The 11,761-nt window shown below is 65.8% G+C and carries 13 protein-coding genes and 2 tRNA genes; 7 read left to right on the top strand and 8 right to left on the bottom strand.

Features of this window, described 5'->3' with window-relative positions:
* The first annotated feature begins 95 nt into the window (after positions 1-95).
* A complete protein-coding gene (locus tag ACZ42Y_RS01060; protein ID WP_058370191.1) occupies positions 96-1,019 on the top strand; it encodes a class I SAM-dependent methyltransferase in 924 nt (307 codons plus the stop codon).
* On the opposite strand, the gene ACZ42Y_RS01055 is transcribed toward ACZ42Y_RS01060, so the two are convergent.
* Positions 906-1,403, bottom strand: a complete 498-nt coding sequence (locus tag ACZ42Y_RS01055; RefSeq protein ID WP_168371200.1) for a DUF371 domain-containing protein — start codon at positions 1,401-1,403, stop codon at positions 906-908. The genes ACZ42Y_RS01060 and ACZ42Y_RS01055 overlap by 114 nt on opposite strands.
* A gap of 88 nt (positions 1,404-1,491) precedes the next feature.
* On the opposite strand from ACZ42Y_RS01055, the gene ACZ42Y_RS01050 reads away from it, so the two are divergent.
* Entirely contained in the window at positions 1,492-2,190 is a 699-nt protein-coding gene (locus ACZ42Y_RS01050) for a protein-L-isoaspartate O-methyltransferase (protein WP_058370192.1), read from the top strand.
* On the opposite strand, the gene fen is transcribed toward ACZ42Y_RS01050, so the two are convergent.
* From fen to ACZ42Y_RS01025, 5 genes are all read right to left on the bottom strand, one after another.
* Complete coding sequence (gene fen, locus ACZ42Y_RS01045; protein WP_058370193.1) at positions 2,187-3,239, bottom strand: flap endonuclease-1; 1,053 nt, start codon at positions 3,237-3,239, stop codon at positions 2,187-2,189. The genes ACZ42Y_RS01050 and fen overlap by 4 nt on opposite strands.
* A 39-nt stretch (positions 3,240-3,278) precedes the next feature.
* Complete coding sequence (locus tag ACZ42Y_RS01040; protein ID WP_058370194.1) at positions 3,279-3,515, bottom strand: hypothetical protein; 237 nt, start codon at positions 3,513-3,515, stop codon at positions 3,279-3,281.
* A gap of 116 nt (positions 3,516-3,631) precedes the next feature.
* A complete protein-coding gene (locus ACZ42Y_RS01035) occupies positions 3,632-5,842 on the bottom strand; it encodes a CDC48 family AAA ATPase (RefSeq protein ID WP_464735530.1) in 2,211 nt (736 codons plus the stop codon).
* A 222-nt stretch (positions 5,843-6,064) separates the two neighbouring features.
* Positions 6,065-6,343, bottom strand: a complete 279-nt coding sequence (locus ACZ42Y_RS01030) for an elongation factor 1-beta (protein WP_058370196.1) — start codon at positions 6,341-6,343, stop codon at positions 6,065-6,067.
* A 59-nt stretch (positions 6,344-6,402) separates the two neighbouring features.
* Positions 6,403-6,618, bottom strand: a complete 216-nt coding sequence (locus tag ACZ42Y_RS01025) for a zinc finger domain-containing protein (RefSeq protein WP_083494415.1) — start codon at positions 6,616-6,618, stop codon at positions 6,403-6,405.
* A gap of 89 nt (positions 6,619-6,707) precedes the next feature.
* Here ACZ42Y_RS01025 and pth2 point away from each other — a divergent pair, with 89 nt between their 5' ends.
* Together pth2 and truD are read left to right on the top strand one after the other, a co-directional pair.
* Complete coding sequence (pth2, locus tag ACZ42Y_RS01020) at positions 6,708-7,085, top strand: peptidyl-tRNA hydrolase Pth2 (protein ID WP_083494583.1); 378 nt, start codon at positions 6,708-6,710, stop codon at positions 7,083-7,085.
* A gap of 19 nt (positions 7,086-7,104) precedes the next feature.
* Positions 7,105-8,268: a tRNA pseudouridine(13) synthase TruD gene (gene truD, locus ACZ42Y_RS01015; RefSeq protein WP_083494416.1), complete on the top strand. Its 1,164-nt coding sequence runs from the start codon at positions 7,105-7,107 to the stop codon at positions 8,266-8,268.
* Between the two features lie 81 nt (positions 8,269-8,349).
* Here the strand turns inward: truD and ACZ42Y_RS01010 are convergent, their stop codons facing one another.
* A complete protein-coding gene (locus ACZ42Y_RS01010; RefSeq protein ID WP_236698090.1) occupies positions 8,350-8,796 on the bottom strand; it encodes a transcription elongation factor in 447 nt (148 codons plus the stop codon).
* A 351-nt stretch (positions 8,797-9,147) separates the two neighbouring features.
* On the opposite strand from ACZ42Y_RS01010, the gene ACZ42Y_RS01005 reads away from it, so the two are divergent.
* The 3 genes from ACZ42Y_RS01005 to ACZ42Y_RS00995 all read left to right on the top strand — a co-directional run bounded on the left by ACZ42Y_RS01005 (position 9,148) and on the right by ACZ42Y_RS00995 (position 10,788).
* Positions 9,148-9,224, top strand: a tRNA-Ala gene (locus ACZ42Y_RS01005).
* A gap of 183 nt (positions 9,225-9,407) precedes the next feature.
* A complete protein-coding gene (locus tag ACZ42Y_RS01000; RefSeq protein ID WP_464735529.1) occupies positions 9,408-10,703 on the top strand; it encodes a Cdc6/Cdc18 family protein in 1,296 nt (431 codons plus the stop codon).
* Positions 10,704-10,714: 11 nt separating this feature from the next.
* Positions 10,715-10,788, top strand: a tRNA-Lys gene (locus ACZ42Y_RS00995).
* 53 nt (positions 10,789-10,841) lie between these two features.
* On the opposite strand, the gene ACZ42Y_RS00990 is transcribed toward ACZ42Y_RS00995, so the two are convergent.
* On the bottom strand, positions 10,842-11,741 hold the full coding sequence (locus ACZ42Y_RS00990) for an MBL fold metallo-hydrolase (RefSeq protein ID WP_464735528.1): 900 nt from the start codon (positions 11,739-11,741) through the stop codon (positions 10,842-10,844).
* Between the last annotated feature and the right edge of the window lie 20 nt (positions 11,742-11,761).

Here is an 11,761-nt window from a genome sequence, read left to right as displayed (position 1 = left end):
GGTCACCGGCCCGCTGCCTATGCCTCGTCACCGGGCGGCAATGCGGCGAGGCAGCGCGCGGGCTGCTGCACAGCCGCCGGCTATCAACGCGGCGGATGCGGCCGGTTAAACAATGCTGCACCCGCGGCCCCGCCCCAGTATTCGCGGCGGAGGCGGCGGGGGAGGAGCTGAGGAGCGCTAGGGAGGAGTTGCTCGCAGCCTGCGCCGGGCTCGTGGAGGTGGTGGAGACCAGCTGCACCATGCTCGAGGAGCGCCGGCCGCCGGTCTCATACGTGCTGGTGGGCAGGGTGGCGGTGGTCTCGCTGGACGAGAGACTACGGGGCAGGGAGAGGCAGGTGGCGGAGGAGCTGCTCCGCACGGTGCCGGGGATAGTGGCGGTCTACGGCAAGGAGGCCACGGTGGGGGAGTACCGGGCCCAGAGGCTCATCCACCTCGCCGGCGAGAGGGTGGAGGAGACCATGCACGTCGAGCACGGCCTCCGCATACCAGTGCCCCTCGGCAGGGTCTACATCAACCCGAGGCTCGCGGCCGAGCACCGCCGCGTCGCCGAGATGATAGGCAGGGACGAGGTGGTGCTCGACATGTTCAGCGGTGTTGGAGGCTTCAGCCTCGTCGCCTCGGCGCTGGGCAGGGGAAGGCTGATAGTAGCCAACGACGCCAACCCCTGGGCGGTCTCGGGCCTGGCCCGCGCCATCGAGATGAACAAGGGTAGGCTCAGGACGCCGATAGTCGTGCTGAGGAGCGACGCCCGCCTCCTGCCGGAGCTGCTGAAGCCCATATTCACGAGGATAATAATGAACCTGCCCCACTCCGCGGTGGAGTTCATCCCTGTGGCGAGGAGGCTCTGCAGCCCCAGGGGCTGCATACTCCACGTCTACACATTGGCCTCTAGCAGCGAGGAGGCGCTAGCCAGGGTTCCGGGCGGGGTCTCCGCCACCAGGGTCCTCGACTACGCACCCCGCAAGTTCATATACCGTGTCGACGTCCCCGTCCGGGGTGAAGACGACGTAGAGGGCTAGGCACCTCGTATAGCTGCTCGCCAGCAGCCTCCGGAGGCCCTCGGGCAGGTCGCGCGCCGCCTTATCGGCAGCGATCACCACGCTGTCGCGGCGGTGGCAGCTCCTCCTCGCTATCAGCCTCCCCGGCTCAGCCGCCGGCGAGAGCCCCTCAACCACGGCACCCGCCGCGCCGGGGGGATGGAGGGAGAGGGCAGCTATGTAGAGGGCGGCCAGCCCCTTCCCGGAGCTGCATCCAGCGATGCTGCCCTGACAGGAGACGCAGGCCACGCAGTCGCCCCGGGGTGTGAGCCTCGGCTCCCTCTCCAGCTCGAGCGTAGAGGGGTGGGCCAGCTGCACGTTGGGATGGCCCCTGCACCGCAGCAGCCTGATGCACGCCCCTGCCAACCTCTTCCCGGGCCTCCAGGCACCTCCTGGGGGCCAGGGGGCTTAGATAGGGCAGGCGCGCCCGTCAAGCCTGGAGAGTGGCCGGGGAATGCAGCGGGAGCTAGAGGAGGCGCGCCAGAGGCTTGTGGAGAGGCTCGTCCACGAGGGCTATATACGCTCCGAGCACGTCAAGAGGGCTATGCTCCGGGTGCCCCGGGAGCTCTTCCTCCCCGAGGACCTAAGGCACCTGGCTTACGAGGACACCCCGCTCCCCATAGGCCATGGGCAGACTATAAGCGCGCCCCACATGGTCGCCATGATGACGGAGCTGGCGGAGCTCGAGCCGGGAATGAAGGTGCTTGAGGTGGGAACGGGCTCCGGCTACCACGCGGCTGTGATAGCGGAGGTGGTCGCGCCCAGCGGCACGCCGAGGGAGAAGTGGGGCCACGTCTACACGGTGGAGAGGATCCCAGAGCTCGCGGAGCGCGCCCGCTTCAACCTGGAGAGGGCGGGTTACAGCGACCGCGTCGCAGTGATAGTGGGGGACGGGAGCAAGGGCTACCCCTCAGCTGCGCCCTACGACAGGATAATCGTGACGGCCGCGGCCCCCGAGGTGCCCAGGCCCCTGCCGGAGCAGCTACGGCCAGGCGGGAAAATAGTCATACCCATAGGGGATAGGTACATGCAGTACCTCTATGTAGTCGAGAAGCTGCCTGATGGCAGGCTGAAAAAACGCCCAGTTACACCGTGCATATTCGTGCCCCTCGTCGGGGAGCACGGGTGGCGGGAGCACGAGTCTTGGGTCTAGCGGCGCAGCCACGCATCCAGACCCATCTGGCGGCCCTGGAAGTGCTCGCGGTACGCCCTCCGCAGCCTCTCCAGCGCGTTCTTAACACGCTCCGGGTTGAAGTCGTGCTCCTCCACGAGTATCTCGAGGACCCTCTTCTCGTCGGGCTCCCTCCACTCGAGCTTATAGTCGCTGGTCACTGGGGGGTTCAGGAAGTACTCGTAGATCTTCAGTGGGTCGACCGGGAACTCGTGGCGCGGGAGCCCCTGGAGGAGCTTCACGGGGTCCCGGTGGGTCTGCACCATCTTCAGCGCCGTCTTGGGCCCGATCCCCCGGACGCCGTCCGGGTTGTAGTCGGTGCCTATGAGTATGCCTAGGGCTATCAACTGCTCCCTCGTAATGCCCAGTGCCTTGAGCAGCTTCTCGAGCTCCACCAGCTCCGGCTTAACCTCTACGTAGACGTTCTTCCTGGGCAGCTTCCTCTTACCCGTTATAGCGAGGTTCCGGGCAAGCCTCGGGGCCCCGAAGAGCAGGGAGTCGTAGTCCTGGCTCGCCGCGGCCCAGGCGTCGCCCTTCCGGGCCATGTAGGCGGCCTGCGCCTCCCCCTCCGCCGGCGCCTGCACGTAGGGTATCCCCATGGCCTCCAGCAGCTTCTTAGCGTCCTCCACCATCTCGTCGGTGAGTCTCGCCGCTGCCTGGGCGTAGCGCCTCGCCGCCTCCTGGTCGCCCCTCTTCACTGCCTCCTCGTACTTCCGCACAGCCTCCGCCTTGACACGCTTCCTCCTCTCTATCTCGAGATACTTCATCTCCGGCGGCTTCCCGTCGAAGACGTAGACCACCTTTACCCCGTGCTCGGCCAGGTTTATGGTGCGGTAGAAGAGGCCGCTGAGATGGCTGGTGACCCTGCCACGCGAGTCCATGAGCGGCGTGCCGTCCGGCTGCCTTATCGCGGTGAGGAACTGGTAGAGCGCGTTGTAGGCGTCTATGGCTACAACCTTGTAGCGCAGCGAGTCGAGCTCTATTTCCGTTACAGCCTCCTTGGGTATGATCTCGCGGAGGTTGACGCCCACGGCTCCCCCTATACCCCGGGGGATAGGCTTGAGGCCCCGTTAAGGTTTCCTAAGCAGCTCCACGTTCCTGAGGTTCTCCTTCAGCACAGAGACGTAGACTATACCCTGCATCTCCAGCTTCATCAGCGCGTGGAGGAGCTCGGCGAACGTGATATCCATTTTATCCCTAAGAGCCTTGTAGAGGTCCACGTCCTTGGCGCTCCCGCCTTTCCGCTCAAGCTCCTCTATTATGGCGTAGTGGAGGGGTAGGCTCCTCCAGGTATCCGAGGCGGTCATGCCGGCTAGACACCTCCCTAGCCTACCTCAATGCAGGCCCTGCCCCGGGGGCCGGGGGCGGGGTGTGTAGGAGCAGGGGCGGGGAGGGGAAACGCGGTAGGGGGTAGTCGGCGTGTCTAAGTGAACAGTGTAGACTTTGCCTGCAGCAGTTTGCTCCCCGGCAGCTGCTGGCGGGCCTGCTGATACCACTCCTCATAGAACTTCACCATGTCCTGGGTTATCGAGGGCCTCACTATCTCGAGCGCCCTCATGAAGTGCCTCATACGCACTCTGGTAGCGTTTATATCCTCGCGGAGCGCTAGCATTGCAGCCTCCCTTACCAGCGCCGCTAGGTCTGCGCCGCTGTAGCCCTCGGTCCTGATCGCCAGCAGCTCTAGGTCTACGTCTTCTGCTAGTGGCATCTTCCTGGTGTGTATCCTGAGTATCTCGAGCCTGGCCTTCCGGTCCGGCGGCGGCACGTAGATCACCTTATCGAACCTGCCGGGCCGCAGGAGGGCCGGGTCGAGTATATCCGGCCTGTTCGTGGCGGCTATCACAACCACGTTGCTGAGCGGCACTATGCCATCCAGCTCGGCGAGCAGCTGGTTCACAATCCTGTATGTTACTCCGCTGGTGTCGAAGGCGCCCCTCGTCTGGGCTATCGCGTCTATCTCGTCGAAGAAGATTATCGCAGGGCTATGCTGCCTAGCCTTCCGGAATATCTCCCTTATCATCTTCTCGCTCTCGCCCACCCATTTGCTGAGCACCTCTGGGCCCCTCACGGCGATGAAGTTCGCACCGCTCTCCGTCGCGGCCGCCTTAGCGAGTAGCGTCTTACCGGTGCCGGGCGGGCCGAAGAGCAGCACACCCTTAGGCGGCGTTATCCCCATGCGCCGGAAGACGTCGGGGTACTTGAGCGGCCACTCCACAGCCTCGCGGAGCTGCTGCTTAACATCCTCAAGCCCACCGATATCCCCCCAGTGGACCTCCGGAACCTCGATGTAGATCTCCCTCAGCCCGCTCGGCACTATCTCCCTCATAGCGGCCATGAAGTCCTCCATCCGTATCTCCATCTCCTCCAGGATCTCCGGGGGTATCCTGTCCTGGCTGAGGTCTATCCTCGGAAGGTAGCGGCGCAGCGCGTGCATCGCAGCCTCCCTTACCAGCGCCGCTAGGTCCGCGCCGGTGTAGCCGCGGGTCATCTCGGCAATTCTCTCCAGGTCCACGTCCTCGGCCAGCGGCATGCTCCTAGTGTGTATCTGGAGTATCTCAAGCCTACCCTGTTTGTCCGGCAGCGGTATCTCTATCTCGCGGTCGAAGCGGCCCGGGCGGCGGAGGGCTGGGTCCAGCGCGTTAGGCCTGTTGGTGGCAGCTATCACTATCACGTCCCCGCGGCTCTCCAGCCCATCCATGAGGGCCAGTAGCTGCGCCACCACGCGGCGCTCGACCTCCCCTACGACCTCGTCCCTCTTCGGCGCTATCGCGTCTATCTCGTCTATGAATATGATGCTCGGCGCATGCTTCTTAGCCTCCTCGAAGATCTCGCGGAGCCTCTGCTCGCTCTCGCCATAGTACTTGCTCATTATCTCCGGCCCGTTGATGGCTATGAAGTAGGCGTTGGTCTCGTTAGCTATAGCCTTAGCTAGCAGCGTCTTGCCTACCCCCGGCGGTCCGTAGAGCAGCACACCCTTAGGCGGCTCTATGCCAAGCCTCTTGAATATCTCCGGGTGCTTGAGGGGCAGCTCAACCAGCTCCCGGACCCTCTGGATGATGTCCTTCATGCCGCCGATGTCCTCGTAGGTGACCCTCGGTATCTTGCCCTGCTCTACCGGCTTCTCCAGCAGTATTATGTTCGTGTCATGGTTGATCACGACCACGCCCTGGGGCTTGGTGTGTATGACCACGAAGGGGATTGACTGGTTCAGCACCGGTATCAGCACCGTGTCGCCCTCGACCACAGGGTACTCGAGCAGCTTCTTCTTCACGTAGTTCACGAACCCGCTGTCAATGGTTATCGAGAAGTTCGCCGGAGCGAGCTTAACCAGAGAGGCGGGCTGCACGTCGGCCTTACGGACTATCACCTTATCGCCTATGCTCACGCCGGCGTTCTTGCGGAGAAGCCCATCCATCCTTATGATGTCCTGGCCCTTGTCCTCCGGGTAGCCCGGCCACGCTATGGCAGCCGTCCTCTTCCTCCCCTCTATCTCTATTATGTCGCCCGGCTCGACGCCTATCATCCTGAGTATGTCTATATCTATCCTCACCTTCCCCTTGCCGACGTCGCGTTGCTTGGCTTCAACAACCCTTAGCACTACCTCCTTCTTACGCCGAGAACCCGTCAGCACCATGGCTTACCCCTTTTACACCGTCTTCCCTCCGGCCTGGGGGCGCACCCTGGTGAGTAAGGGTATGGTTACACTGCGCCCCTCATTAACCGTGCTGAGCCCTGGAGCCTGGTATATATCATACCCCGCCGCGCGAGGAAGAGGCGTCTAGCAGGCCAGCCCTGGAACGGGTGGCGCCGAGGCCCGGCCCCCCGGGGCCTCAAAACATCCCGGTGGCGTGGGCGGCTAGTAGCTGGAGACCCTGTGGACAGTCTCTACCTCTATCTCCTCGACGCCCTCGACGCCGCGCAGGAGCTCCTCGAGCTTAGAGGTGCCTCCCTCGCTCTCCTCCGGTATCAGTATGTATAGCTTGAGGGCGTTGAGCCCGAATGCTATCGGGACCTTGTCGTAGCGGGTCACCTCGTAGTCTCGTGGCAGCTTCTCCTCTATCCTCTTTACGAGCTGCTCCAGGTCTATGTCCGTGCTAGACGGATATACCGACGCTACTACCAGTACCTTCGCCATGCTGCCACACCCCTGCAGGACCGTCCACGCCAATCCCGGGGCTAGAATGCTGCCGTGCCCTAGGGGCCCTCGAACCCGCACTTCGGGCAGCGGTAAGGGACACCCATCTTCCTGCAGCGGGAGCAGCGCCAGATCACTACCTCGCCGCAGTTGGGGCAGAGGAACGCCACTCCCTTCTCCCAGGGCGATATTGGCCTGTTGCAGCTGGTGCACACGGGTACCTTGGTGGCCTCTACTATGCTGGGCTTCCGCGGCACCTCAAGGCTCAGCGACACGGCCTCGACCCCGCCCCGGCCCCGTGGCTGCGGCCAGTTAATTACTGTCTTGCGCCGCGCCCGGCGCCCTGGGGATGGCAGCCGGTATGATGGGGCCTGGGCAGGAGTACAAGCAGGTCATAGCCGTGAGGACTGATATAAGGATGAGCAGGGGGAAGCTGGCCGCCCAGGTGGCCCACGCCGCGGTGGAGGCGGTGCTGCTCATAATAGATAGCGGCAACCCGGAGTGGAGCCGCTGGCTCCGCGAGTGGAGGATACAGGGCCAGAAGAAGGTGGTGGTGAAGGTCTCGAGCGAGCAGGAGCTGCTCTGGGTCCACCAGGAGGCCCGGCGCCTAGGCCTCCCAGCCTCCCTCGTGGCGGACGCCGGCCGCACCGAGCTCCCCCCGGGCACCAGGACAGCAGCCGCCGTGGGGCCAGCCCCCAGCCAGCTGGTGGACAGGGTTACGGGGAGGCTCAAGCTCCTCTAGCCGCCGGGGGCGGTGGGCTATAGGGCTCTGCAGGAGCAGGAACCCGCTAGACCTCCTCCTAGGCCTCGAGTACCGGGTACGCTGCGGCGAGCCCCTGGCCTGCGTGGCGAAACCCCGCGAGAGGAGCTTCATCGTGGCGGAGGAGCCGGAGCTGGCCCTAGAGCCCCGGGGCCGCTACTGCGTCTACCTCCTCGCCAAGAGGGGGCTCCCCAGCGGCGCGGCCGCGAGGCTCCTGGCGAGGCTCATAGGCGCGCCGGCGGAGGCGGCGATGATAGCCGGGCTCAAGGACACGGAGGCGACTACGCTCCAGTACGCCTGCCTCCCCTGCCCCCGCGACCCCCCGGTGCTCGTCACGGTGCCCGGCAGGCTCTGGGCCCGGCTCCTCGGGAGGGCCAGCCGCTGCCCCCGCCGCGGGGTGCTGAGGGGCAACAGGTTCACCATAGTCCTTGAGCCTCTCGGCTCCTGCAGGGAGCTGGAGGAGGCCCTGGAGAGCCTCCGGGCCGCGAGGCTCCCGGCGTACTACGGCTACCAGCGCTTCGGCACCAGGAGGCCGGACACCCACCTCCAGGGCCTAGCCCTCCTGCGCGGCGACCAAGCCGCCTACGCCCGGGAGCTGCTCGCCAGCCCCTACCCCGACGAGTCGCCCGCGGCGAGGAGGTGCAGGCGCAGCCTCTGGCGCGCCCCCGGCTGCAGCGGATCCAGGCTCTACGAGGCCCGGGCCGCCGGGGCCAAGGGCCCTGGGTGGCTCCGGCACCTGGTCCCCCGGCAGGTTCTAGAGCTGCAGCTGGCCGCGCTCCAGGCCTACATCTTCAACCGCTATCTAAGCCTCCGCATATCCATGGGCCACAGCCTCGGGGAGAAGCTGCCCGGGGAGAGGCTTCTCGGCGGGAGGCCCTACGCCCCGGTGCCCGGGATAGGCTACCGGCTCGGCACTGGCGGGGCTGCCCGGGAGCTCCTCGAGGAGGCCATCGGCTCGATCGGCTTGAGCCCCGAGGACCTGGCCAAGCCGCCTCCGGGGCTCCCCAGGCTCCGGCCCTACTGGCGCCCCGTCTACACGACTCCCCAGGGGCTGGCCGCGGCGCGGCTGCCCGGCTGCAGGCTGGCGGTGAGATTCAGCCTCGAGAGGGGTATGTATGCCACCCTCCTCCTCCGTGAGCTGGCCGAGCCCCCGGGCTGCGTGTAGGGTGGGCGGAAGGACGCCCAGGGGCGCAGCGGGGGAGGAGGCTGCCCGCCCCTCCAGGGGTGAAGAAAGAGCCCGGCCGGCCTAGTAGCCCGACTTTATCCTGGTCTTCTTGCCTAGCAGCTCGCTGAGTATCCTCTCGTACATCTCCTTGGCTTTACCCAGCCTCCTCTCATCCCTCCTCGGTATCCTCACGACGTACTCTATGCTGCCATCGGGCAGCCAGAGCGTGTTGACGCCCAGTATCCTTACCGGGTAGAGCAAGTGGGTGGCGAGGCCCCTCACGTCGCTGGCCTTCGGTATGATCTTGACCCTCTTCCCGAGCCTTTCCCTCAGCCGCTGCTCAAGCTCCCTGGCGTACTTCGTGAACACGGGCACGCTCGTGCCGACACCGAGGTCCATCACTATTATAACCATGTCGTCGTCTATGAAGTAGGCCTTGTAGTAGGTGGCTTTCTTCAGTATCCGCATGCCCTCGTCCTCCTCAAGCTCTATAAGAGCCTTCATTATATCTACTTCACGCTCATCCACAACGCCGCTGTCGATGAGGCCCTGGCACCTGGGGCAGAGAACGCCGCTCTTAACGCAGACGTAGTCAAGGGGTATCTGAACCGAGGTACACCACCTCCCTCCGCACGGCTGCCATGATCGTCATGGGCGGACTGATGCCTGTCAGTGGGTCTCCCGGCTGGCGTGCATGGGGCTTCTGGCCGGGGCCTTCAGCGCCCCAGCCTCCAGGACCCGCATAGTCCATGGTGGCCCGGTGCCCTGGGCTCCCTATATTAATCCTATCCGGCCCAGGCCCGGGCCCGCCACAAGGCTTATAAAATGTCCCGGCCTCCCGGGGTCGGCATGGCTGAGACCCTCCCCTGGCAGGAGGGTGGGCCGGTAGCTCAGCCTGGAAGAGCGCTCGGTTGGCATCCGAGAGGTCCCGGGTTCAAATCCCGGCCGGTCCACCACCCCCACCAGCCTCTCCCGGAGCCCCGCGTTCTCCAGCCCCTCCGGGTTCCCCGGCAGCCGGTAGCACCCCGGCTCCTCCCCTGTACCACCCCGCTTGGCGGCTCCGGGAGCCTCCTACCGGGCCCTCGGGGCTTTAACCCGGCCAAAGCGCTCCAGCCGAAGCACTAGATGTGGGGGCTCTAGTGGAGGACATATTGGACGAGATCTTTGATCGAGTGGTGGAGTCCAGGATATTCCGCAACAGGGACATACTGAACCCCGACTATATCCCGGACAGGTTGCCTCACAGGGAGAACGAGATACGGAGGGTAGCTAGCGTCCTCGCCCAGGCGCTGAGGAACAGTAGGCCCAACAACCTCTTCATCTACGGGTTGACGGGCACGGGTAAGACGGCTGTAACCCTCTACGTGCTCCGCCGGCTGGAGGCGAAGGCGAGGCAGCTGGGGGTGGACGTGAGGTACGCCTACGTTAATACTAGGCAGCGGGATACGCCCTACAAGGTGCTCGTAGACATAGCATCCAGTATAGGGCTCCGGGTCCCCTTCACCGGGCTCTCCACCGCCGAGGTCTACACCCGGCTCGTCCGCGCCCTCTCCAGGGCCAGCGGCGTCCTGATAGTGGTGCTTGATGAGGTGGACTGGCTTGTCCGGAGGAAGGGGGATGACCTGCTCTACAAGCTTACACGCATAGGCTACGAGCTGCCCCGGGACGCGGCGAAGGTATCCATAGTGGGGATTACGAACGACGTGAAGTTTGTCGAGATGCTTGACGCCCGGGTCCGCAGCAGCCTCGGAGAGGAGGAGGTTGTCTTCCCTCCCTACAACGCTGAGCAGCTCCGCGACATCCTCTGGGAGCGGGCCCGGGAGGCCTTCCAGCCAGGCGCCGTCGACGAGTCGGTCATAAGCTACTGTGCGGCCCTCGCGGCGAGGGAGCACGGCGACGCCCGCCGCGCCCTCGACCTTCTCCGCGTGGCGGGCGAGGTGGCGGAGAGGGAGAACGCTCCCAGGGTAACGGTGGAGCATGTCAAGAAGGCCTGGGGACAGCTGGAGAGGGACCGGGTCTACGAGGTGGTCTCAACTCTCCCGCTCCACGCCCGCCTCGTCCTAGCCGCGGTGATAGCCGCGGCGGGCAGGAGCTACACCACCACGGGCGAGCTCTACAGCGTCTACCGGGAACTGGCCAGCGCCCTAGGGGTGGAGAGCGTGACGCAGCGCAGGGTGAGCGACATAGTGAACGAGCTGGACATGCTCGGCGTACTCTCGGCGAGGGTTGTGAACCGCGGCCGCTACGGGAAAACCAGGATGATAAGCCTCGCAGCCGACCCCGAGACCATCGTGGAGGCCCTCTCCAGAGACCCCCGGCTCCGCCGCCTCCTAGGCCAGGTGGCCGTCCCCGGGGGAGGCGCTGGGGGAGGGGGAGGGCGAACCCCTGGAACCCTAGCCCCTAACCCTAATAAGGCCCGGCGTGGCGGCCGGTGAGTCTCCATGGAGGGCCGGTAGCTCAGCCTGGCAGAGCGGCGGGCTTTTAACCCGTTGGTCCCGGGTTCGAATCCCGGCCGGCCCGCTACGCCTCCAACAGGCAGGTGTCCACTATCGGGCCCACGGCCCGGCCCTCCCTCACCTAGGCTGCTGGCCCCGCGCCCTCCAGACAACCCCCTCCTCGCCCGTCTCCGGCTCCACGAGGCCCTCCCTCTCCAGCCAGGCGAGCAGCGATGCCAGCGCGGTACGGTTCAGCATGAGCTGCCTCGGCGTCGGCTCCGCCGACCCCAGCGAAACCGTGGCCATGTAGGTGAGCTTCTCGAGGGTCAGGGGCTTCTCCCGCAGCCTCTCGAGCACCCAGCCCCGCAGCTTCTCCACCGCGGCGATATTAGCCTCCACCATGGCGGCGGCGCGGCGCCCCCGGGCCACCGGGCCGTGGCCGGGGACTATCGTGTAGCCCTCCTCCGCCAGCTCCCGCAGCCTCTCCAGGCTCCGGACCCAGCCCTCCAGGTCGGCTGCAAAGGGCACGCCGAACCTCGCCAGCACCCTCTCCCCCAGCACAGCGTCGCCGGCGGCCACCACCCGAGACTCCTCATCCACCACCCCCAAGTGGCCCGGCGTGTGCCCCGGCAGCGGGATGGAGCGAAGCCCCTCCGGCAGCCCCTCCCCGGGTTCAACCTCCCGGTCCACCCGCAGCTCCACCATGGGCATGGCGGCGAGCCTCTCCGTGACAAGGCCGCCGTAGACTACGAGGCGGCGGAGTACGCTGGACTCGACGAGGCCCCTGCAGAGCCTCGCCGCATACACCGGGCCCCCGAGCCCCGGCGCCGCCGCCAGGTGGTCGCTGTGCCCGTGGGTCAGCACCACAGCCTCTAGCCCGAGGCCCAGCCCCCGGAGGGCCTCCTGGATCGCCGTGCCACGGCCCTCGCCGATGCCGGGGTCGACAACCACGGCGCCGGAGGAGCCGGCTACTATCACCGTGTTGGGGCTCCCCGGGAGGAGGTACGCCCTCCCACCTATCCTGCGGAGGCTCTGCATCCCGCACGCGCACCGGGTAT

This window comes from Pyrodictium brockii (assembly GCF_055379715.1).
This window is presented reverse-complemented; position numbering and strand designations above follow the sequence as displayed.

What these genes read in the sequence shown, in the direction of transcription:
- ACZ42Y_RS01060 (WP_058370191.1), top strand. Translation starts at nt 96, where the DNA reads ATGCGGCCGGTTAAACAATGCTGCACCCGCGGCCCCGCCCCAGTATTC.
- ACZ42Y_RS01050 (WP_058370192.1), top strand. Translation starts at nt 1,492, where the DNA reads ATGCAGCGGGAGCTAGAGGAGGCGCGCCAGAGGCTTGTGGAGAGGCTC.
- ACZ42Y_RS01040 (WP_058370194.1), bottom strand. Translation starts at nt 3,515, where the DNA reads ATGACCGCCTCGGATACCTGGAGGAGCCTACCCCTCCACTACGCCATA.
- ACZ42Y_RS01035 (WP_464735530.1), bottom strand. Translation starts at nt 5,842, where the DNA reads ATGGTGCTGACGGGTTCTCGGCGTAAGAAGGAGGTAGTGCTAAGGGTT.
- ACZ42Y_RS01030 (WP_058370196.1), bottom strand. Translation starts at nt 6,343, where the DNA reads ATGGCGAAGGTACTGGTAGTAGCGTCGGTATATCCGTCTAGCACGGAC.
- pth2 (WP_083494583.1), top strand. Translation starts at nt 6,708, where the DNA reads ATGGGGCCTGGGCAGGAGTACAAGCAGGTCATAGCCGTGAGGACTGAT.
- ACZ42Y_RS00990 (WP_464735528.1), bottom strand. Translation starts at nt 11,741, where the DNA reads ATGCAGAGCCTCCGCAGGATAGGTGGGAGGGCGTACCTCCTCCCGGGG.